17 protein-coding genes and 1 riboswitch are annotated in these 22,006 nt (G+C 48.0%); of the genes, 14 read left to right on the forward strand and 3 right to left on the reverse strand.

Annotation, left to right across the window (positions count from 1 at the left end; translation table 11 throughout):
• Positions 1 to 377 precede the first annotated feature (377 nt).
• Positions 378 to 4,112 (reverse strand): methionine synthase, encoded by a 3,735-nt coding sequence (gene metH, locus L5L77_RS17120; protein ID WP_263223272.1) that lies wholly within the window; start codon positions 4,110 to 4,112, stop codon positions 378 to 380.
• Between the two features lie 268 nt (positions 4,113 to 4,380).
• Here metH and L5L77_RS17125 point away from each other — a divergent pair, with 268 nt between their 5' ends.
• The 12 genes from L5L77_RS17125 (at position 4,381) to L5L77_RS17180 (ending at position 17,736) form a co-directional block, all read left to right on the forward strand.
• The gene (locus tag L5L77_RS17125; RefSeq protein ID WP_263161619.1) at positions 4,381 to 5,106 is read left to right on the forward strand and encodes a histidine phosphatase family protein; all 726 of its coding nucleotides are present in this window, start codon (positions 4,381 to 4,383) and stop codon (positions 5,104 to 5,106) included.
• 221 nt (positions 5,107 to 5,327) lie between these two features.
• Positions 5,328 to 5,521, forward strand: a riboswitch (cobalamin riboswitch).
• Positions 5,522 to 5,620: 99 nt separating this feature from the next.
• Entirely contained in the window at positions 5,621 to 6,496 is an 876-nt protein-coding gene (locus L5L77_RS17130) for an ABC transporter ATP-binding protein (RefSeq protein ID WP_263161622.1), read from the forward strand.
• Positions 6,493 to 7,623 (forward strand): FecCD family ABC transporter permease, encoded by a 1,131-nt coding sequence (locus tag L5L77_RS17135; protein WP_105251612.1) that lies wholly within the window; start codon positions 6,493 to 6,495, stop codon positions 7,621 to 7,623. The genes L5L77_RS17130 and L5L77_RS17135 overlap by 4 nt, the downstream gene beginning before the upstream one ends.
• Positions 7,624 to 7,831: 208 nt before the next feature.
• Positions 7,832 to 8,914, forward strand: coding sequence for a nicotinate-nucleotide--dimethylbenzimidazole phosphoribosyltransferase (gene cobT, locus L5L77_RS17140; RefSeq protein WP_263148782.1), 1,083 nt, complete (start codon positions 7,832 to 7,834; stop codon positions 8,912 to 8,914).
• A gap of 105 nt (positions 8,915 to 9,019) precedes the next feature.
• Entirely contained in the window at positions 9,020 to 9,808 is a 789-nt protein-coding gene (locus L5L77_RS17145) for an adenosylcobinamide-GDP ribazoletransferase (RefSeq protein WP_028759425.1), read from the forward strand.
• Positions 9,805 to 10,431, forward strand: a complete 627-nt coding sequence (gene cobU, locus L5L77_RS17150) for a bifunctional adenosylcobinamide kinase/adenosylcobinamide-phosphate guanylyltransferase (RefSeq protein WP_263148783.1) — start codon at positions 9,805 to 9,807, stop codon at positions 10,429 to 10,431. The genes L5L77_RS17145 and cobU overlap by 4 nt, the downstream gene beginning before the upstream one ends.
• Before the next feature lie 105 nt (positions 10,432 to 10,536).
• On the forward strand, positions 10,537 to 12,156 hold the full coding sequence (locus L5L77_RS17155; protein WP_263161624.1) for a cobyric acid synthase: 1,620 nt from the start codon (positions 10,537 to 10,539) through the stop codon (positions 12,154 to 12,156).
• A gap of 44 nt (positions 12,157 to 12,200) precedes the next feature.
• Entirely contained in the window at positions 12,201 to 12,824 is a 624-nt protein-coding gene (gene cobO, locus L5L77_RS17160; RefSeq protein WP_028759371.1) for a cob(I)yrinic acid a,c-diamide adenosyltransferase, read from the forward strand.
• Between the two features lie 760 nt (positions 12,825 to 13,584).
• On the forward strand, positions 13,585 to 14,373 hold the full coding sequence (locus L5L77_RS17165; protein WP_263139932.1) for a trypsin-like serine protease: 789 nt from the start codon (positions 13,585 to 13,587) through the stop codon (positions 14,371 to 14,373).
• Positions 14,374 to 14,486: 113 nt separating this feature from the next.
• A complete protein-coding gene (locus tag L5L77_RS17170) occupies positions 14,487 to 14,870 on the forward strand; it encodes a DUF952 domain-containing protein (RefSeq protein WP_263139934.1) in 384 nt (127 codons plus the stop codon).
• 927 nt (positions 14,871 to 15,797) lie between these two features.
• On the forward strand, positions 15,798 to 16,832 hold the full coding sequence (locus L5L77_RS17175; RefSeq protein WP_263161631.1) for a DUF2235 domain-containing protein: 1,035 nt from the start codon (positions 15,798 to 15,800) through the stop codon (positions 16,830 to 16,832).
• A gap of 76 nt (positions 16,833 to 16,908) precedes the next feature.
• Positions 16,909 to 17,736 (forward strand): cobalamin-binding protein, encoded by an 828-nt coding sequence (locus L5L77_RS17180; RefSeq protein ID WP_263161634.1) that lies wholly within the window; start codon positions 16,909 to 16,911, stop codon positions 17,734 to 17,736.
• 62 nt (positions 17,737 to 17,798) lie between these two features.
• On the opposite strand, the gene L5L77_RS17185 is transcribed toward L5L77_RS17180, so the two are convergent.
• Both L5L77_RS17185 and L5L77_RS17190 read right to left on the reverse strand, forming a co-directional pair.
• Positions 17,799 to 19,190 carry an NAD-dependent succinate-semialdehyde dehydrogenase gene (locus tag L5L77_RS17185; RefSeq protein WP_263207285.1) on the reverse strand — a complete coding sequence of 464 codons (1,392 nt, stop codon included), beginning with the start codon at positions 19,188 to 19,190 and terminating at the stop codon, positions 17,799 to 17,801.
• Between the two features lie 224 nt (positions 19,191 to 19,414).
• Entirely contained in the window at positions 19,415 to 20,533 is a 1,119-nt protein-coding gene (locus tag L5L77_RS17190; RefSeq protein ID WP_131525605.1) for a glycerol dehydrogenase, read from the reverse strand.
• A gap of 471 nt (positions 20,534 to 21,004) precedes the next feature.
• Between L5L77_RS17190 and L5L77_RS17195 the strand changes: the two genes are divergently transcribed.
• A complete protein-coding gene (locus L5L77_RS17195) occupies positions 21,005 to 21,520 on the forward strand; it encodes an AAA family ATPase (protein WP_263207287.1) in 516 nt (171 codons plus the stop codon).
• A gap of 29 nt (positions 21,521 to 21,549) precedes the next feature.
• Positions 21,550 to 21,945, forward strand: coding sequence for a GNAT family N-acetyltransferase (locus L5L77_RS17200; protein ID WP_028759277.1), 396 nt, complete (start codon positions 21,550 to 21,552; stop codon positions 21,943 to 21,945).
• Positions 21,946 to 22,006: the final 61 nt, after the last annotated feature.

Below are 22,006 nucleotides of genomic sequence, written 5' to 3' on the forward strand. Positions count from 1 at the left end.
TGCGAAAAGTTAACTCTAATCTCATAGAAGTTCACCGATCCCCTGCGAAGTTGCTGAAGGGCGTTGAAGAAAATAGCGTGACGCAGACAGGACGTCTGCGTAGCTTTCGGGGGGAAGGGACGCCCCATCGGAAGCGTTAGCTATTTTCGAATAAGCACGAAGCCACTAATCAATGCATGTAACTTCGCTAGGGGCGTCTTGGAGAATCCAAGGAGGATAGGACGAGCAGTCCTCCTTGGTCGGGTGTGGGGTGAAGCCCCACGACTTTGATTTTAATTTTCTAAAGTAAAAAATAAGGGGCGATAACTCGCCCCTTAACTTTGCCCATTTATAAAGTTGCCTAAATTCAGTTTGGGCAAATTACTGAGTAAACATGATTACTCGGGATCATAGTCAAGTACTGGCGCCAGCCACTTCTCCGTCTCAGCTACAGTCATCCCTTTACGCTTGGCATAATCTTCCACTTGATCGCGGCCTATGTTACTCACGCCAAAGTAGCGCGATTTCGGGTGGGCGAAATACCAGCCCGATACTGCCGCAGTGGGGAACATGGCGTAGCTTTCGGTGATGTTCAAGTCGATGGTTTCATCGGGCTTGAGCAAGTCCCATAACAAGCCTTTTTCTGTGTGATCTGGGCATGCGGGGTAACCCGGTGCGGGGCGTATACCTTTGTATTTCTCACGGATTAAGGCTTCGTTGCTTAACTGCTCATCGGCCGCATAACCCCAAAATTCTTTACGCACGCGTTCGTGCATCCGCTCGGCAAAGGCTTCGGCCAAACGGTCGGCTAAGCATTTGAGCATGATGGCGTTGTAGTCGTCGTGGTTGGCTTCAAAACGTGCCACATGTTCGTCTATGCCGTGACCTGTGGTCACCGCAAAGCCGCCCATGTAATCGGCGACCCCTGAGTCTTTTGGCGCAACAAAGTCAGATAGACAGAAGTTGTCGTTGCCGACACGTTCAAGCTGCATCCGCAGGTGATGTGTGGTCATTTCAATTGTGGTGCGCGACTCATCGGTATACAGCTCAATGTCGTCGTAATTGACGGTATTGGCGGGGAATAAGCCGATAACCGCTTTTGCAGTGAGCCACTTTTCTTCGATGATTTGTTTGAGCATGGCCTGACCATCGGCGAACAGCTTTTGCGCCTCGACGCCGACGACTTTATCGGTAAGGATCTCAGGGTAATGGCCGTGCAATTCCCACGAGCGGAAAAATGGTGTCCAGTCGATACGCTCGACTAAGTCTTCTAATGGATAATTATCAAATATTTGGCGACCGAGCACGTTTGGCGTGAACGGGGTGTAGTTGGCCCAATCGTGTTGGCAGCGGTTTTCACGGGCCGCTTCGAGTGACACTATCTCTTTGCGCTTGGCTTGGGATAGACGCTTAGTACGCATGTCGTCGTATTCAGCATAGGTTTCGTCTATGGTCGCTTGGCGTGTCTCGTTGTTGATGAGCTTACTCACCATAGGCACGGCGCGGGACGCATCGGCGATATAAATGGCGCCATGGGGATAATGGGGCGCAATCTTTACCGCTGTGTGGATTTTAGAGCAAGTCGCGCCGCCGATAATCGCCGGAATGGTTAAGCCTTCGCGGTGGAAGGTTTTCACGTTATGCACCATCTCGTCCAGACTCGGCGTGATGAGGCCCGACATGCCGATGATATCGATATTGTGTTCTTTCACTGCATCGAGAATTCGCTCCACCGACACCATCACACCTAAATCGAATACCTCAAAACCGTTACAGGCGAGCACCACGCCGACGATATTTTTGCCGATATCGTGCACGTCACCTTTTACCGTCACCATCAAAATCTTGCCGTTAGATTGGCCTTCGACCTTTTCCAGCTCGATATAGGGGTTTAAGTAAGCCACGGCTTTTTTCATCACCCGCGCCGATTTCACCACCTGCGGCAGGAACATCTTGCCCGAGCCGAACAAGTCGCCGACCACGTTCATGCCGTCCATCAAGGCGCCTTCAATCACATCCAGCGGACGTTTTGCTTCTTGGCGAGCGGCTTCGGTATCTTCATCGATAAATTCGGTAATGCCTTTGACGAGCGCATGGGATAAGCGTTGGCTCACCGGCCAGCTGCGCCATTCTAAATCTTCTTTCTTACCGACCTGCGCGCCATCACCGCGGAATTTCTCTGCGATTTCAAGTAACTGCTCGGTATTGCTTGAGCCTTCAACTGGGCAGGGCAAGTTAAGCACCACGTTTTCGACCCGCACTTTAAGCTCAGGATCGATATCGTCGTAAATGGCTAACTGGCCCGCGTTGACAATCCCCATGTCCATGCCGACTTTGATGGCGTGGTACAGGAATACCGCGTGAATCGCTTCGCGCACTGGGTTGTTACCGCGGAACGAGAACGACACGTTCGACACACCGCCCGAAATCATCGCGTGGGGCAGGGTGGCTTTAATCGCTTTAATGGCATCAATAAAATCGACGGCATAGTTGTCGTGTTCATCGATACCCGTGGCGATGGCGAAAATATTCGGGTCGAAGATGATGTCTTCTGGCGGAAAGCCGACCTTGTCGACCAGCACCCGATAGGCGCGGGTACAGATTTCGATTTTACGCGCTTTAGTATCGGCCTGACCTTGCTCGTCGAATGCCATGATAATGGCCGCCGCGCCGTAGCGTTTCACCAGTGTTGCTTGCTCGATAAACTTGGCTTCGCCTTCTTTAAGGGAAATCGAGTTAACTATGCCCTTGCCTTGAATACATTTGAGGCCAGCTTCGATGACTTCCCACTTAGAGGAGTCGATCATAATAGGTACGCGGCTGATGTCGGGCTCAGAGGCAATCAAGTTTAAAAACTTGTGCATGATCTCGGCGCCATCGAGCATGCCTTCGTCCATGTTGATGTCGATGATTTGCGCGCCGCTTTCAACCTGCTCGCGGGCGACATCGAGCGCCTGCTCAAACTTGCCTTCTTTGATCAACTTTAAAAACTTGGCTGAACCTGTAACGTTGGTGCGCTCACCCACGTTAACGAACAGGGATTGGGCGTCGATAGTCAGTGGTTCCAAACCTGCCAAGCGGCAAGCGACTGGAATGTCCGGCAAAATACGTGGATCGTGACGGCTCACCGCTTCGCGGATCACGCGGATATGTTCAGGCGTACTACCACAACAACCACCGATAATATTGAGCATGCCTTCGCGCGCCCAATCTTCGATCACGTTCGCCATGTCCTCTGGGGTTTCATCGTAACCGCCAAACTCGTTCGGCAGGCCTGCATTCGGATGCGCCGACACATAACACTCACTGATGCGGGATAATTCTTCCACATAGGGGCGCAATTCTTTTGGCCCAAGTGCACAGTTAAGACCGATAGATAAGGGCTTGATATGGCGAAGGGAATTGTAAAAGGCTTCGGTCGTTTGGCCAGTCAGTGTGCGACCAGAGGCATCGGTAATGGTGCCCGAAATCATGATCGGCAATCTGTCTTTAGAATGCTGACCAAATAAGTCATCAAATACGGATTCAATCGCAAACAGCGCGGCTTTGGCGTTTAAGGTATCGAATATGGTCTCGACCATAATGATATCCGCGCCGCCCTCAATCAGCGCCTTAGTGGATTCTTTGTAAGCAGTCACTAACTCATCGAAGCTGACGTTGCGATAGCCTGGGTCGTTCACATCAGGGCTAATCGAACACGTACGGTTAGTGGGGCCTAACACACCGGCTACGTAGCGTGGAATGCCTGTGGCAGCAAAGGCTGCATCACAGGCTTCACGGGCGAGGCGCGCGCCGACTAAGTTAATTTCGGCGGACAGCGACTGCATGTCGTAGTCGGCCATGGCGATGGTGGTGGCGTTAAAGGTGTTGGTTTCAATGATGTCGGCACCGGCGTTTAAGTAGTCGGTGTGAATTTGTTTGATGATGTGAGGCTGTGACAAGACCAAAAGGTCGTTGTTACCTTTGACATCCGTATGCCAATCTTTAAAACGTTCGCCGCGATAGTCCTCTTCTTCCAGCTTGTAGCCTTGGATCATAGTGCCCATGGCACCGTCTAAGATCAGAATGCGCTCTGCAAGCTGTTTGCGTATGTCTGCCAATATCTGGCTGGCTTTAGTAGAGGGTATCGTCATAAATAGTTACCTTAAATACAGCTAAGTTAAGTCCAAAAATCGGCCATTGTTATGCTAAGTGCATTTTATTGTCGTCAGCCGACATTTTTTGAATACTTGTTCTTAAAATTTTTTTTGGACATTTAAACGTATAGACGTCCATAATACGCGACTTATGATTGTCAGGGCAAGATGAAAGTCAAAGGCATTAGGAGCGAGAATCGAGAATCAAGAATTTAGGCCCTTGGCTTGAGTTCCTAGTATCTAGCCCCTAACTAAAAAGGCATATATGAAACAAGTTCGATTGTTATTGTTGCGCCACGGTGAGTGTGAAGGCGGCGCTATTTTGCGGGGTCGTGTGGATATGCCTTTAAGCAAAAAGGGTTGGCAACAAATGTCGGCAGCAGTTGAGTCACAGGCCAGCGTGTGTAGCGCGATTTATAGCTCGACTTCACGCCGCTGCGCCGATTTTGCCCACGCTTTTGCCGCCGAGCTGCATTCGACGGCGGCACTGATATCTGAGTCAAGGCCATTGCAGGCGCAGTGTTTGTCGGGTTTACAGGAAATTGATTTTGGTGATTGGGACGGTTGTCGGCTCGATGACCTGTATCAACAAGAGGGCGAACACTTAGCGGCGTATTGGCAAAACCCTTGGCAAAATCCGCTGCCCAATGGTGAAACTATGGCAAGTTTTGAGTCGCGGGTGAATGGGACGATTGACCAGATACTCGCCGCCGAGTTTGAACGATTGACCCTTGACTCACATAAAATGGGTAATGAAAACAGTGCCATTAATGAAACCGCTGATAATATGCCTGCCACTCAAGTGTGGGTCGTGACCCACGGCGGGGTGATCCGTCACTTAATGGCGCGTGCCTTAGGAGTTGAACGGGCGGTAGGGTTTTATAGTCAACTCGATTTACCCGTGGCGGCCGTGGTGAGCATTAATGTGCTGCAAGATGAACAGGGTGCCTGCTATTGGCGTTTAGATTGGCCGAGTGGGCGCAGGTGTTGAGGCCTTATTTCACGACCTAGGCGCTATCATGTAGGCGTGATCGTTTGGCGAGAATAAGCTGATATGAAAATATTCTGATTTAAACAGCATTGCCTAATGGGATAGATGTAGGATAATGCTTTTCCCTGACGTTTGAACGAGATAGCGTATTACATGCGCAATGAGTGATAACGTCGCAGAAATAGGTGTTGGGAATAGACTCTCTTTGTTCGAATCGCTCCGTTGTTTTTATTCACAGTGGCGTTGTTAACAAAGAGCATATCAACCCAAACATAATAGGGAATCGGGGAGCTGCTCGTCAGTCAGCCCGAACTGTGCCCGCAACTGTGAGTAGTTTAAAGAAGCACCTAGATTCTAGAGCCTAGCTCCTTCTTTTCTACAAGTCAGGAGACCTGCCTATTTCTGTTATCGCTGCGTGCAGCCTTAGTTCTCGAGCGGGTGACTCGAGGGAGCAGATGACAATGTGCACAACCTTTTTTTATAAAGGTTTGGACTCGATAGGAGCGCCGCTTAGGTGAAACTTTCCGCAATCCAAACTAACAGCCCCGTGAATGACACTAACCCATCATCGAGCCCGTCAGTCGCGCTCAATGTGAGTCATTTGAGCTGGTGTATCGATGGCAAAACCATACTTTCCGGTATTAACTTTACGCTGCCAACGGGGCAGATGCTGGGGCTGATTGGCCCTAACGGTGCGGGCAAGTCCAGTTTGCTGCGCTGTTTGTATCGGTTTGTTCGCCCGACTCAGGGCAAAATTACCCTTTTCGATCAAGATATTGAGCGCTTGTCGCCCAAGGCGTTTGCCTGTCGCGTCGCCGTAGTGCAGCAGGATACACCGCACTATTTTGACCTCACCACAGAGCAATTGGTCAGCATGGGCTTAACGCCGCATAAGGGTATGTTCGATACCAATTCGAGCTGTGATACTGAGCGTATTGCTAAGGCTTTAGAGAAAGTAGGCTTGAGCCATAAGATGCACCAACAATATGAGCACTTATCTGGCGGTGAAAAGCAACGCGCCTTGATTGCCCGTGCCATAGTGCAGCAGCCGCAGCTTTTAATCCTCGATGAGCCAACGAACCACCTCGATGTGCGCTATCAAATTCAAATCCTCGAATTGGTGCGTAGTCTTGGGATTAGCGTGATTGCCTCAATTCATGATCTTAATTTAGCCAGTGCCCTGTGCGATAGTTTGTTGTTGATCCATAACGGGGAAGTCAGCGCTATGGGGACGCCAACCGAAGTATTAACCGAGGCGCGAATTAGCGATGTGTTTGGCGTGTGTGCTCAGGTATCGCCCCATCCACAACATAAAAAGCCCTTAATCAGCTATTTTTATGGTTACCACCATGTAGATCATGGCCTGAACGAGCGAGGCGAGGGTGGATGACTCAGGGGAGTAAACAATATTTCATCTCATATTTGGGGCGTATCGTGACACCGTTGACGAGACAACAACTGATGCTGCTCGTATTAGGTATCATCACTTTGATAACGCCTATTGCCGCGACGAGTTTTGGTGCGGCGAACATCAGTTTTACTGATGTTATTCAAGTGTTTATCAATAAGGCGACGAACCTCACTCAAGCCAATGGCATGACTGAGCGCATTGTGATGGAGCTCAGGCTACCGCGCATTTTACTGGCTTTTGTGGCGGGTGCGGGTTTGTCACTGGCGGGCAGTGTGTTGCAAACCGTGACTCGCAATCCGCTCGCCGATCCCTATTTGTTTGGCATTAGCTCTGGCGCGTCCTTTGGTGCTGTGGTGATGTTGACCTTATTCACTGGCTCTGGATTTTTTGATAATGCGGGCATGGCGGCACATTCTGGGCTTTTTAGCGGTTCGGGCGCCTTGTCTGGTTTGCTTTGGTTTAGCTTGCCCTTGGGCGCTTTTATTGGCGCCAGTTTGTCGGTACTGATAGTGCTTGCTTTGTCTGGGCTTGGGCTCAATAGCCAAGTGGAGCGCATGTTGCTCTCTGGTGTGGCGACCTCCTTTATGTTCGGCGCATTAACGAGTCTGCTGCTGTATTTCGCCAGTCCGCAGGCGACAGCCTCTGTGCTGTTTTGGAGTTTAGGCAGTTTCGCTAAGGCCAGTTGGTCCTTGTTAGTACTGCCGACACTGGTGATTGGTGCGAGTTTATTCATTATTTTAGGCATGAAACGGCAGATCATGGCGTTGCAGGCGGGGGATGAAACGGCGCATACCTTAGGGGTGAATGTGCCTAAGCTGCGGCTCAATATGTTGCTGCTCTGCTCCTTGATTACCGCTATTTTGGTGGCTACATGCGGCGGTATCGGTTTTGTCGGGTTAATGATCCCCCACACAGTACGCATGCTGTTTCCCGGTCGTCAGCCGATTTTATTAACGGCGCTGGTGGGCGGATTATTTATGGTGTGGATTGATGTATTAGCGCGCTGTTTATTGGGTAATCAAGAGTTGCCCGTGGGCATTATCACGGCCGCCATAGGTAGCATGTTCTTTTTGCTGATTTTACGTAAGCGTAGAGTCATGCCGTAAATACAAGGTCATGCCGTAGTCACCTAGTCAGGACGTAAACCCAGAGTTAAGTCGTCATCTTTGAGTCATGCCGTAAGTGCAGACTGACGGGATAATCAGTATTTCTGTTGATATCCCACCCGCGATTGGAAATGCACAATTGGACATGTTCGTCATAGACGCGGGATGCGTTGTGGTTATTTAATGTAGATTACAAAGTGGAGTGTGGATGTCTCAGTCAGCCGTGTCTTTTCAAATAAGCCTTGTGAGTAAAGCGCAGGATCTGGTGATTCTGCAGAAAATTGATCTTAAGACTAAGCCGCCCGGCGCCTTAGGTCAGCTCGAATCCTTAGCCTTGCAGATTGCCCGCGTGCAAACGACTGATTTGCAAAAAACGGAGCAGCCACAAACGGATGTGCTCAAAATAGTCCATCCAACTATGTTAGTGTTTGCGGGGGATCATGGCATTGCCGCAGAAGGCGTGTCGATTGCCCCTAGCGAAGTGACTCACCAAATGGTGCAAAACTTTGCCCATGGCGGCGCGGCGATTAACGTTTTTTGTCGGCAGGTGGGCTTTAAGCTCGAAGTGATCGATTGCGGTATGTTAACGCCAGTTGAAGGAGTTGAAGGTATTATCGATCAACGTCTTGGCGCTGGAACGGGGGCAATCCATTTAGAACCCGCGATGACGTTGGAAACCGTCGATAAAGGCTTTGCTATGGCGCGCGATTTGATTGAGCGTCACCATCAAGCGGGTTGTAACTTAGTCGCCTTTGGTGAAATGGGCATAGGCAATACCTCCTCTGCTGCGGCCATTATGGCGGCGATTATGCAGCTGGATGTGATTGATTGCGTTGGCCGTGGTACTGGCATTAATAGCGAAACCTTAGAACGTAAACTGATGCTGATTGAGCTCGCGTTATTGCTGCATCAAAGCGCTTTAACTGGGCCTAAGTCAGTGTTAGCTTGCCTAGGAGGCTTTGAAATTGTGCAGATGACGGGGGCTATGTTAGCCGCCGCCGAACGTAAAATGCTGGTGGTCGTGGACGGTTTTATCGCGACAGCGGCGGCATTAGTCGCAGTGCAAATCGCCCCCAATGTGCGTGATTATTTGATTTTTGCCCATCAATCCGATGAGCAAGGTCATCTGCGAATGTTAGAATTTTTGCAGGCTAAACCTTTATTATCCCTAGGGCTGAGATTAGGCGAAGGTACGGGGGCGGCGTTGGCATTGCCGCTTATTCAAGCCTCAGTAAATTTTTACAATCAAATGGCGAGTTTTAGTGATGCGGGGATTGAGGCTGTTGTATGATGTGCTCTGCTAAGTCGCTTATTTTACTTATTTAAAATAATAGCCTTTAGCCAACCGTTTTAATTTTAAACCTTGCAGCAAGTGTGAATTCACTAAGGATGCTTTATGTCAGAACGCGAAAGCTGGCACAAAGAGATAGATTTATTTTTAGTTGCCATGGGCTATTTTACCCGCATTCCTATGCCTAAGTGGGTCGAAGTCGATAGCGATAAGTTGAATAAGGCCAGCCGTTATTTCGGTCTCGTCGGTCTTCTGGTCGGTTTGTTAAGCGCCATAGTGTTTTGGCTGACGCAGAACTGGCTCCCCGCTGGCGTTTCTGTTCTTTTAGCTATGTTGGTTGGCGTCTTGCTCACGGGCGGATTCCACGAGGATGGCCTCGCCGATACCTTCGACGGTTTTGGCGGGGGTTGGACGGCTGAAGACAAGCTGCGGATCATGAAAGACTCGCGCCTTGGCAGTTATGGCGCACTGGCACTGATGTTGGCCCTGCTGCTGAAATGGCAGTTGTTAGTCGAGTTGGCCCTGTACGATCCTGTAGTCGCGGGTTCTGCACTTATCGTCGCGCACACAGTGAGCCGTGTGGTATCAGCCAGTATCATCTTTAGTGAAAAATATGTCCGCGATGACGAGACCAGTAAGTCTAAGCCGCTATCGCAACATCAAGGCATTAATGAGCTGCTTATCCTGATCGCCAGCGGCGTATTAGTGCTGTTATTCCTCAAGGGGTTAGCGGCATTGTCATTGCTATTGGTGATGATAGGACTGCGCCGTTTGATCATAGTGATCTTTAGACGCCAGATTGGCGGTTACACGGGTGATACCTTAGGCGCGGCGCAACAAATATCTGAAATCGTGTGTTATTTTGTATTGCTCGTTGTGGGTAACATACTGTGATCCACCTCGTCCTAGGCGGCGCCCGTAGCGGTAAGAGTCGTTACGGCGAAGCCTTAGTGCGTCAGTACACTGCGCTTGGCTTCGATGCCTGCTATGTGGCGACGGCGCAGGCGCTAGATGATGAAATGGCGACACGTATCGCCAAGCATCAAGCGGGACGATCGGACGATGGTATCGAATGGCAATTGTTTGAAGAGTCGCTCGCCCTCACTGCACTGTTAAAACAGTTAGCAAAACCTGGGCGAGTGATTTTAGTAGACTGTTTAACTCTTTGGTTAACGAATCAATTACTTGCATCGAACGTTAACATCGATGATGAACCCGCGCCGACTGAGTGGAATGCGACTGACTTTGCCGTTTCACCCTCTGCCACTTCAACCTCTGACGATAAAGCTCATGCGAGTTGGCAGGCCGAGAAAACCGCTTTTGTGGATTCCCTCGTCGAGCTTGAGGGAGTGGTGATTTTGATCAGTAACGAAGTCGGTTCTGGCATAGTACCCTTAGGTGAGTTGAGCCGACAATTTGTCGATGAAGCGGGCTGGTTAAATCAAGCCGTGGCGACCTTAGCGGATAATGTCACCTTAGTGGTCGCTGGTTTACCCTTAGCATTGAAACCACTTTAGACTTTGGGCTCAGTCCACGTTTTAAGCTTAAGTTGCATACTTAAGTGATTTTTAGACTGAGCTGTTATGTTAATGACTGCAAACTAGAATAAGCCTTTTAAACCTATGTCCTCTCCAAACACAGACAACACAGCCTGTGCTAATGCACTCGATACCGCTGACACACCTGTAGTTAATACGCTTGCGGTTAATTCACCTCGGCGCGCGGCAGTCTTGATGGTGCAGGGCACTACATCGGATGCGGGCAAGAGCACCTTAGTCGCAGGCATTTGTCGTTTGCTCGCCCGTCAGGGGATTAAGGTTGCGCCCTTTAAGCCGCAAAATATGGCGCTCAATAGCGCTGTTACTGTCGATGGCGGCGAGATTGGCCGCGCACAGGCCTTGCAAGCCGTGGCCTGTTATCTTGAGCCCCATACCGATTTTAATCCCATACTGCTTAAACCAAGCTCGGACACGGGCGCGCAAATTATCGTTCATGGCAAAGCCCTGACAACACTCGAAGCCTCGGCCTTTTTTGGGCCTAAATCTAAAGATTACAAGGCAATGGCGCTTGGCGCTGTGCTGGAGTCCTTCGAGCGATTGACGGCCCAGTATCAAACCATAGTGGTTGAAGGCGCGGGTAGTCCGGCGGAGATCAATCTGCGTGAAGGTGATATTGCTAACATGGGATTTGCCGAAGCTGTGGATTGTCCAGTGATTATCATTGCCGATATCGATAAAGGCGGCGTATTTGCCCATTTGGTCGGGACCTTGGCTTTATTATCAGAATCCGAACAGGCGCGGGTAAAGGGCTTTGTGATCAATCGTTTCCGTGGCGATATTAGCCTGTTGCAATCTGGCCTCGATTGGCTTGAAGCTTATACAAACAAGCCTGTTTTAGGTGTGTTGCCTTATCTGCATGATTTACATCTCGATGCCGAAGATGCGCTGATAAGCTCGCCGACCAAAGGCGCTAACAGCCGCTTAAAAGTGCGGGTATTAGTGTACCCAAGGATCAGTAATCACACTGATTTTGATCCGCTGCGGCTGCATCCCGATATCGATTTTGACTATGTGTCATTGCAAACTCAAGCCGCGAGTCACACCACTCATTTGCCCGCCGCCGATGTATTGATCTTGCCCGGCAGTAAGAATGTGCGCGCCGATTTGGCCTTTTTACGCCAGCAAGGCTGGGATAAAGATATTGCCACACACCTGCGTTACGGCGGCAAAGTGCTCGGCATTTGCGGCGGTTACCAAATGTTAGGCCAAAGCATTGCTGATCCCTTAGGCATTGAAGACAGTGCGGGTGATACCGCAGGACTTGGCTACCTGCCGCTGAGCACAGAACTCAAAGCCGAAAAACAGTTACGGCGAGTGAGAGGTGAGCTAACGTTACTTGGGCAAAAGGTTGCTGTTAAGGGCTATGAAATCCACTGCGGTGAATCAAGCTATCTTATCCCTAGGCTTGAACAAACGAATGCGCCCTTGCAGTTAATCCCTGAATCCACATCTGTGAGCTTTGCCGATGGCCTGCAAAGTGATGACGGGCAAATCCTTGGCACTTATTTACATGGGCTATTTGATAGCCCTGATGCGTGTCAGTTGATTTTACGTTGGGCGGGATTAAACGATGCTAAGGCGATAGATATCAATCAAATACGTGAGCAGCAACTCGATCGTTTAGCCGATGTGTTAGCCGAGCATTTAGACATGCAAAAATTACAGCCAATTTTAGAAGCATAAGTTTTAAAAGCAGACATTTTTAGCAGCAGAGTGAAGAGAAGACCATGACAGCACAGAACGACAACGAACAAGCGCAAATCAAGGCCGAACGCCACAAGGCTCGCCAACAGAAAGTGAAAGCCGGTGTGGATGCTAAAATTGCCGCCGCCCAAGAGGAGAAGGGGATTCTGCTGGTGTTAACCGGTAACGGTAAAGGCAAATCGACCTCAGGTTTTGGCACAGTGGCCCGCGCCGTCGGTCACGGTAAAAAAGCCGCGGTAGTGCAATTTATCAAAGGCACTTGGGAGTGCGGTGAGCGCAATTTACTCGAAGGTGCAGGGGTTGAGTTTCATGTAATGGGCACAGGTTTTACCTGGGAAACCCAAGATAAAGAAAAAGATACCGCCGCCGCTGTACTCGCTTGGGAAGCCGCCGAAAAGCTGCTGCAAGATGAGTCGATTGACTGCGTGATGCTCGATGAGCTGACCTACATGGTGAGCTATCACTATCTGGATGTGGAACGTGTGCTTAGCGCACTTAAAAATCGTCCACCCATGCAGCATGTGATTATTACGGGCCGCGCTTGTCATCGCTCGATTATCGAGCTTGCAGATACTGTCAGCGAAGTGCAACCGTTGAAACACGCATTCGAAGCGGGTATCAAGGCACAGCAAGGTTTTGATTATTAAACTGAGCGTGTTGTTATCATCATAAAGCGATATTTTTTATATCCATATTGGGCAGATATAAAATGGCGGTCATGCCGCCAACGATCACTGTTGCAACAATGGCAATCTTAACAATCCCTTTAGCTATTCGTTCAGCTAAAAAGCTAATGCCCCAAAGCAAGACAGTTGAGTTACGCGCATTCCGTATTAATTGTCATTGCTTCCTCAGTGACACGCCGTAAATATATCCCTATAGGCTCGACGGCGACATCCATGTCGCCAACGGTCACTGGTACACCAATGCCAATCTTAACTAACCCTCTCGCTGCTCGTTTAGCTAAAAAGCTATTGCCCCAAAGCTTGCTAGCACTCGTTTAGTGTATCGAAAACTGACGAATGAGTTGCCCTACAAAATCTCATCTTTTAGCCTTGTATTTAGCGCGTACATTATTTGATTGTTTGAAACTGGATTGGTGTACCGTCGTATTCAAATCGCTTGGTTTAAAGCTATTTTAAGTTGCTATCTTTGCGTGATATCTCGAATTCTTAAATCTAAAGACCCTTAGAATTAATAACTTAAAGATTATCGTTTTTAGATAATAGGTTTAGAAAATGCGTATGCATGTTTTTCTGCTGGTTTTTTGTATATGAAAAGCAATAAAAAGCTGATAACTTCTTGTTAATACAGATAGTTAAGGACGCGCAATTTTGCTTGTCTAGTGAGTTAAACGTGCATGTGCACTACTAAATTATAGCTATCATCAACGAACATGGACGTAACATGAAAATTTTATTTCTCTTATTCTTTTGTTTCTTTTCTATTGGCAGTGATGCCGTAGTGATGAGACATGACATTCCCCCTGAAAATTATGTTGTAGAAAAAACACCTGAATATCTAATTGATATGCCACATGAAGGTCATGGTGTTCTTATCAACTCTCAATGGATTCTGACTGTAGCACATACTATTTTTTATGATTATGTTGGTAAGAGTTTAATTGTTGGTTCAAAAAATTATGAAATAGAAAGCGTTCATATACACCCAGATTACTCCGAACCTGATAAAAATTTACTCAAAGGTGATTTAGCGCCTTTGATGAGATTTTTTAAATCTAGAAGTGATATTGCATTAATCAAATTAACTTCACCTGTTAGCGGTATAGAACCAATCAATATATACACGGGTAAAAGTGAAGAAGGCAAAAAGATCACAGTATACGGTAAGGGAGCTACTGGGAACGGAGTAACTGGTGAGTATCCTGATACTAAGTCACTTCGTGTTATGAGCCATTTTCAAAATGTTGTTGAAAGCGCAGAAGGTAACTGGCTAGCATTTAAATTTGATGAACCAGCGAATGCACTATCACTTGAAGGAATGCATGGATCTGGAGATAGTGGTGGAGCATCAGTCATATTTGAAGACAGTGTTCCTTTTCTTGTAGGTTTATCAAGTTGGCAATTGGGGCATGGAGATATATCTACTTTTAAAGGTGGTTTGTATGGAACTATTGCTTATCAAGTTAGGGTGTCAAGTTACTGTGACTGGATATTAGGTGTATTGGATAGCTAACAAGAATCTAAAGCGAGACTGCTAACAGTTTGTTCTGTTTCGCTTCGCTGTACATTTCAGCAAACAATCAGCCCCTTAAATGGGCGTCTATAAAACTGATAGGAAGCGTTGATGTGAATCATTTGTATAGAGTTGTTCCTAAAGAAGATTGGGTTGAGGCTCAGCGTTGCGGGCGTGTCTCTCGATGCCAGGCAGATAAACGGCGGGGCAGAGTTCATCTGAACGAGTTGAAGGATGTGGAGCTTGTCGCGAACCGATGGTTTTCTGTTGAGGAAGAGCCTGTCGTTCTTGAGATTGATGTTTCTGGAATGGCGGAATATCTGAAATGGGAGGAGAGGGCTGAGGAGCCTTTGGGTACATGGCCAAATCTCTATGTTGAGGGCGTACCAGTTGAGAATGTGGTTCGAGTTTTTACGTTAGACGCAGGGCCAGATGACGAAGGTGCAGTCTCATTTCGGATAGGAAAAACTCTGTCTGAGGAGCTGTATTCTAACTAAGCATTGAAGCGCATTCTCTGTGTGACGCTAAATTAAAAAGAGGGATCGGGTGAATATCTATTTTTCAGATTATGTCGGGGTCAGCAAAGAGTAAATTGATGCTTTGTTAAGTATCGTTCTGCATTTACCTCCGTAGGGTAAAATGCTAACAAGCCCCTTAAACAGCGTGGCCAGCGGCCGCTGGACTTGCAACAAGCGTTCGTTAATCCATAGAAATTTTAATCTTAAAGCTTTGAAATAGAGCTAAACATCTAACAAGGTTTTGTCCAAAAACTGTGTTGCGTATGTCTTTTAAATCTACAGGTTACGCTAAAGCCAAAACGGTGAGCCATGGTGATTTGCGAGACGACCGTCCACCCCATGGACGGGGCGGTCGAGCATCCAAGGATGGACTGGCTGCGAGTCGATGAGCAAATGGCATGGCAAACCTATAAGTCGGGGCGGTCGAGCGGCTTGGACAACATCCGTGTTTAATTGCCAGTTCGTCATCCATGGCTCTCGTTCATAAGCTTAGAAACCCTAGGTTTCTATTCACCATGTCGTCGAGCAAATACCATGGAGCGCCCCCTTCAATAGGGGCCTGCATTTAATAACCAAGCAATAAGTCATTTAGTGATATTAGCCCTTCTATATTTAACGCTCCTCTGTCTAACTCTTGTTAAAGAAAGCATTAATCTTCTCTCGTACGAACATTACATATGCAAACTGTAGCGGCATCTTATTGTTCTAATTTGTCAGCTTAGGTTTTTATGTCACTATAGGTTTTTTGCTGTGACGTTAGCATGTAAAGCAAGATGAGCTTTTAACGCCTTGAATCGCCAGCAAACAAGGATAGCGAGGCTGTTATTCCTTGGTAAAACCCGTTAGCGTCTTTATCGACAGTTTTTTACCTGCGAGATTGGGCATCAGTGACTCAAGGATGATCCTATGAATAAGCGTATCGTGATTTGTGCCGATGGGACTTGGAATCGGCCCGAGAAAGATCTTAAGGTCGATTTCCCAACCAATGTGCTGCGCCTCGCGCGTGCTATCAGCCCGATAGCGGCTGATGGCAAACCCCAGCAGGTATTTTATGATTGGGGCGTGGGTTCCTATTACGATCAAACCATCGGTGGTGCGACAGGGCGCGGTTTGCATAAAAACATCATGGATGGGTATCGCTATATAGTGCAAAACTATTCCCCTGGCGATGAGATTTATCTCTTTGGTTTTAGCCGTGGTGCTTACACTGTGCGTTGTTTGTGTGGCTTGATTAATAACTGCGGCATACTTAAACGCCCCGATGCGGCGTTGATTCAACAAGCTTTCGATCACTATAAAAAAAGCAGTGCGCCCTTTGCGCCTGATGGTGAAAAATCCCTCGAATTTAGAGCTAAATACAGTCATGAATCACGGGAAATCAAGTTTGTTGGTGTGTGGGATACCGTGGGTGCTATGGGGATCCCTATTTCATTTTTAGGCTTGTTCGAAGATAAAGACGAGTTTTACGACACTAAAATTGGCCGCAATGTGCGCGTTGCCCGCCATGCCTTAGCCATAGATGAACACCGCAGTGATTTTGAGCCGACTATTTGGCAACTACGCGACAATATGGACATGCAGCAAGTGTGGTTTGCGGGCGCCCATAGCAATATTGGCGGCAGTTATAAACCCGATAAAGACGGTTCATTGTTGTCGGATATTGCACTGTTGTGGATGATATCCGAGGCGCAGAAATTTAATTTAAGCCTAGAGCCACACTTAGCCGCGAGTGTGCATCCAAATCCGCTCGCGACCTTACATAACTCGAGACGCAGTTTTTATCGGATAAAACAGGAATATTTACGACCACTCGACCCTGAGCAAGTCCCAGTACTTTTGCATCATTCGGTGAAGGCCCGCTGGGATCAAGATCCTCAGTATCGCCCGAAGAATCTACAAACTTATATCGAACACTATGGCTGGCCAGAGCAGCTAGTTTAACTCTATAACCCCAAGTGACCTGAAGAGACTACGCCTGCATCTTCAGGCGGTTTGGGGATAAATACTAAGGCATATCATGATTAAGCGACACTTAGCTGGACTCTTTTTGGGGCTCAGTCTATTTCTTCCCCATAGCGTATTGGCGCAGCCCGCTAAACGCATTATTGCGCTCTCGCCCCATGCGGTGGAAATGCTTTACGCCATAGGTGCGGGCGATACGATTGTGGCCGCAACCGATTATGCGGATTATCCCGAGGCGGCAAAAAATATCCCGCGTATTGGCGGTTACTATGGCATTCAAATGGAGCGGGTGATGGAGCTTAATCCCGATCTGATTGTGGTGTGGGATTCGGGTAATAAAGCCGAAGATATCAACCAGCTTAGGACGTTAGGATTTAACCTTTATGGTAGCGATCCTAAAACCTTAGAAGGCGTCGCCAAGGAGCTTGAAGAGTTAGGCCAACTTACGGGGCATGTTGAAGAAGCAAGCAAGGCTGCGGCCGCTTATCGCGCTGAACTTATCCGATTGCGGGTTGAAAATGCTAAAAAATCAGAACCTAAGGTATTCTATCAACTCTGGTCGACCCCCTTGATGACAGTCTCTAAAAACAGTTGGATCCAACAGATCATCAGTGTGTGCCATGGACAAAATGTGTTTTACGATGCCGCCAGTGATTATCCGCAAGTCAGTTTAGAAAACGTCTTGCTGACCTTGCCCGAGGTGATTTTGCAAAGTGGGGAAGAAGGTAATGTGAAAGGGGTTGATTGGCGCCAATGGCCAGAAATTCCTGCCGTGAAGAAACAGCATATTTATCAACTCAATGCCGATTTATTACATCGCGCGACGCCCAGAGCTTTACTCGGCGTTCAAGCCTTATGTGATGCCTTGGATAAAGCACGTTAAATAAAACGCCTGACAGATTATTCCGTCAGGCGTTTAGTCAGATGTTGCTATTTTCTATGCGTTTAGAAAGGCGCGTTGATGTCGACCACATTAATCAGCTTGTGGTTTACAAACTCTTTCAATCCTAAATCAATCAACTCGCGGCCATAACCTGAGCGGCGTACGCCACCAAAGGGTAAGTCGGCCTTGACCATAGTTGGATGATTGACAAACATCATGCCTGTGGAAACCTGCTTAGCGACCGCCAGCCCGCGTTGGGTATCGGCGGTAAACACTGAGCCACCCAATCCAAAGGGCGAGTCATTGGCGATGGCAATCGCTGCTTGCTCATCCTTCACTTTGTGGATACTGGACACAGGGCCGAAGAATTCCCAATAATAGGCGGGGTTATCTGGCGTCAGGTTTGTCAGTATTGTTGGCTGCACAAAGGCGCCTTGCTGCGGCACTTTAGGACCCACTTCGGTCGCAGTTGCGCCGTGTTTTATGGCATCACGGATCTTCTGCTTCAACTCATCGGCCGCGCCTTGGGAAGAGAGCGGCGCTAGCGTAGTGGCCGAGTCCATAGGATCGCCGGCTTTTAGCGCTTCGATCCCCTTGATATAACCCTTCATAAATTCATCGTAAATGGCTTCAACTAAGATCATCCGCTTAGATGATGTACAGACCTGTCCCGCGTTCCAGTGACGGCCAAACACTGCCCAGTCGATGGTTTTAGGCAGATCGGCATCTTCAAGTACGATAAAGGCATCTGCGCCACCCAGTTCTAGGGTGGACTTTTTCAGTGCCTTACCCGCCAGAGCGGCAATGATCGATCCCGCATCTTCTGATCCCGTGAGCGCAACACCATGCACTTTGGGCGAATTGATGATCTGTTCTATCTGCTCTCGGGTGGCATACAGATTTTGGAATGCACCTGAGGGCAGTCCGGCATCGCGCATTAAGCCTTCAAAGGCCGCAGCGCACTGGGGCACGTTGGATGCATGTTTGAGTAGTAAGGTATTTCCGGCTGCAAGCTGCGGCGCTAAGATGCGCGCAATTTGGTAGTAGGGAAAGTTCCAAGGTTCGATAGCCAATAATACGCCCAGCGGTTCGTTAACCAGTATCGCTTCACCTTCAGCGGGATCGGCAACCGGCAGTTTTTGCGGTGCCAGCAGTCGCTCGGCATGTTCGGCGTAGTATTCGAAAATTTGCGCCGACAGTTCGACTTCAGCTTCGGCTTCTGCTGTGACTTTGCCCATTTCTAAGGTCAGTAGATTGGCGTATTTGGATTTATTGTCTCTGAGGATCTTTGCTGCCTTAGACAGTATTGCGGCCTTGTCGGCAAAGGGAGTGGTTCGCCAGCTTAAAAATGCCTGATGGGCGGATTCTATCGCCTGTGTGACTTCGGTATCTGTTGCATTTGGAAATTCTTTAATGAGCTTTCCCGTAAAGGGATTGGTTGTTGCATAAGCCATATGTGCCTCCAAGCGTTTAACAAATAGAGCGTAAATGCCAGCTTTGGCATCGAGGGTGGAAATGTCTTGTTTGTTGTGGACTTCCTTGCCATTGATATGTGGCAAGGAAGCCTAGGATGAACGGTAAACTCGTGTGGTAGTAGGAACTATCTCAGTAGTATTAATCAATTAAATCAAATTGATAGATGGTTTCCACATACGGCGTACACGTCATATTGTTACGGTTAACAAGCTTCAGCTGTTTTATAGCGTTCAGCCATGGCATTGGCGGCTATCATGGCTTGATAGACGTCATCTGCGGTTAATTTCATCGGCATATTGCCCATAGTATCGCCCTCAGCACAGGCTATCTCAGCCACTTTGCGCCACTCGGCCTCGATAAAGGTTTTCAGCCCTAAATCTGCGAGAGTGAGCGGCAGTCCCGCCGTTTTGATAATGCGGATAACGTTATCGATTTCGGCTTTTGGGGCATTTTCGAGCACGAGCTGAGTTAGCAGCCCAAAGACGACTTTCTCGCCGTGCTGAGCTTTATGTAAGTCCGCCACCGCTGACATACCATTGTTTACGGCATGGGCGGCGGCTAACCCGCCTGCTTCTGCACCAACACCACTGAGATAGATGGTGGCTTCAATGGTTTGCTCTAGCGCAGGTGTGACTATTTTGTTTTTAACGGCGTCCATAGCAGCTTCAACATTTTCAGTCAGTAACTGATAACAAAGTTGGGCCAATCCCAGCCCTGTGCGGGAAGGCTTTTTCAGGACTAGGTTGACGCCATCTGATTGATAGCAGGCACGAGCTTCAAAATAGGTTGCCAGTGCATCGCCTATGCCTGCCGCAAAAAATCGGGCCGGAGCCGCGGCAATAATGGCAGTGTCGGCAACGACAGCATCTGGGTTCTGTGGCAGAAACAGATAGCGTTCAAACTCACCTGTTTCGGAGTAGATCACTGCAAGTGCAGTACAAGGCGCATCGGTTGAGGCAATTGTGGGGTACAAGATGACAGGCCGTTTTTGATAGAAGGCGACGGCTTTGGCGGCATCTAAGGTTTTTCCACCGCCAACTCCAACAATAACGTTGGTATGATGCTGTTCTGCCAGCGCGCCTAAGCGCTTTATCTCGGCTTCGCTGCACTCATAGTTGAATTTTTCGAGGTGGCTGCTGATCCCATTTTGATCTAGCCCAGCGACCGCTTCATTCTTCACGCGGCTGAGGATAAATTCATCGCAGATGATAAAAGCATTGTCACCAAAGTCCTTAACATAATCATGCATTTGAGCTAATAGGCCCTTGCCGATAATGAATTTTTTAGGGGAAGTGACGGTACGTGGAACTACAGTGCTCATAGAGCCTCCTTTGCACTTATGACGGTTATCCTTTCATTCTTACCCTAGCATACGCCTAAATTAATGTCATAGCATGAATGGTGGTAATGTTTTTATTGCTAAGCGTAAATTACTACTTTAGTGCTTAATTGTTAGATTAATAATGTGGCTTATTGTTTTATTCTTCGAGTTAAATGCTTTTGTTTCTCCCTGATTTAAGGCAAAGATAGGGCTAAGAGAGCGAGGCGATCTAAGCGGGCGAAGAGATGTCAGAACTCAAAAAAAGCTAACGGTGGATTGTGCGAATAGCGGTAAACGTCTGCTGTCTAAACACAGGATAGTCATTAATGTAATGGGATTTTATTACCTTAAACTCGTCCCAAGTCTTGCTCGGTGTTCATGCTTTATGTGATGCTCTGTACTGTCGTTCATTAGTGTCATAGCGAGTGAAATCGTCGGCTGAGATAAAAGACCAGTAATCAAGGAGTGAAGATGACACAGCAGAATGCGTTAGGACAATTGGTCAGTAAAGGTACGTTAATATTCTTTTGTGGCAAAATGGGCGCAGGTAAATCAACCTTATCGCGACAACTTGCTGAGGCCGAAAACTGTATTTTAATCTCGGAAGACGCATGGCTGGCGGCGCTATATCCCGATGAAATTAAAGATTTTGATACTTACTTGAGCTATTCCGCTCGCCTTAAGCCTTTGCTTAAAAAGCATGTGCAGGAACTGCTCTGTTCGGGTGTTTCTGTGGTCATGGACTTTCCCGCGAATACTATCAATCAGCGCCTGTGGTTTCGAAGCATTTTTACTGATTGCGCCGCCCATAAACTTATTTATCTTAATCACAGCGATGCGCTTTGTTTGAGTCAACTCGATAAACGCAGACAAAGCCACCCTGAGCGCGCCATGTTCGATACTGAGGCGATGTTCTGGCATGTGAGCCGTTATTTTCAGCCGCCGACTATGGATGAAGGCTTTGAGCTTGAGGTGATAGAAAGATAAGTTCGTGAATAAAAACAATAGGAAATATCATGTACCAAGTACTTGAAGGCGTTGTGTCTGCCAATGATTTTGTTCGCTTACGACAGATTTCAGGCTTAAGCCCTAGACCATTGGAGGGCGCCATTAAGGCCTTGCCAAGGAGTTTATATGGCGTGCAAATAAAGCTCGCTGAGCAGACTGTGGGTATGGGGCGTGTGGTTGGTGACGGCGCGCTCAACTTCGAAATTGTTGATATTGCAGTGGATCCTGAGCATCAAGGTAAGGGATTAGGGCGGCTTATTATGCAGCACATCATGGCTTATTTAGATCGTGAGGCTTTTGAGGGCGCGTATATTACCCTGATGGCGGATGTGCCAGAACTTTATGAAAAGTTTGGCTTTAAATTTAGTCGTCCCGCAAGTGAAGGCATGTATATGGTGAAATAACGTCGCTAACCAATACACTTGTAGCTTAGGCACTTATAGCTGTAGAACTCAAACAGTAGAA

This window comes from Shewanella sp. SM29 (assembly GCF_025654245.1).
Classification (GTDB): Bacteria; Pseudomonadota; Gammaproteobacteria; order Enterobacterales; family Shewanellaceae; genus Shewanella; species Shewanella oncorhynchi.

Excerpts from the sequence above, each read along its gene's own strand:
- metH (WP_263223272.1), bottom strand. The coding sequence starts at position 4,112 with ATGACGATACCCTCTACTAAAGCCAGCCAGATATTGGCAGACATACGC.
- L5L77_RS17125 (WP_263161619.1), top strand. The coding sequence starts at position 4,381 with ATGAAACAAGTTCGATTGTTATTGTTGCGCCACGGTGAGTGTGAAGGC.
- L5L77_RS17135 (WP_105251612.1), top strand. The coding sequence starts at position 6,493 with ATGACTCAGGGGAGTAAACAATATTTCATCTCATATTTGGGGCGTATC.
- cobT (WP_263148782.1), top strand. The coding sequence starts at position 7,832 with ATGTCTCAGTCAGCCGTGTCTTTTCAAATAAGCCTTGTGAGTAAAGCG.
- L5L77_RS17145 (WP_028759425.1), top strand. The coding sequence starts at position 9,020 with ATGTCAGAACGCGAAAGCTGGCACAAAGAGATAGATTTATTTTTAGTT.
- L5L77_RS17155 (WP_263161624.1), top strand. The coding sequence starts at position 10,537 with ATGTCCTCTCCAAACACAGACAACACAGCCTGTGCTAATGCACTCGAT.
- cobO (WP_028759371.1), top strand. The coding sequence starts at position 12,201 with ATGACAGCACAGAACGACAACGAACAAGCGCAAATCAAGGCCGAACGC.
- L5L77_RS17165 (WP_263139932.1), top strand. The coding sequence starts at position 13,585 with ATGAAAATTTTATTTCTCTTATTCTTTTGTTTCTTTTCTATTGGCAGT.
- L5L77_RS17175 (WP_263161631.1), top strand. The coding sequence starts at position 15,798 with ATGAATAAGCGTATCGTGATTTGTGCCGATGGGACTTGGAATCGGCCC.
- L5L77_RS17180 (WP_263161634.1), top strand. The coding sequence starts at position 16,909 with ATGATTAAGCGACACTTAGCTGGACTCTTTTTGGGGCTCAGTCTATTT.
- L5L77_RS17185 (WP_263207285.1), bottom strand. The coding sequence starts at position 19,190 with ATGGCTTATGCAACAACCAATCCCTTTACGGGAAAGCTCATTAAAGAA.
- L5L77_RS17190 (WP_131525605.1), bottom strand. The coding sequence starts at position 20,533 with ATGAGCACTGTAGTTCCACGTACCGTCACTTCCCCTAAAAAATTCATT.
- L5L77_RS17195 (WP_263207287.1), top strand. The coding sequence starts at position 21,005 with ATGACACAGCAGAATGCGTTAGGACAATTGGTCAGTAAAGGTACGTTA.
- L5L77_RS17200 (WP_028759277.1), top strand. The coding sequence starts at position 21,550 with ATGTACCAAGTACTTGAAGGCGTTGTGTCTGCCAATGATTTTGTTCGC.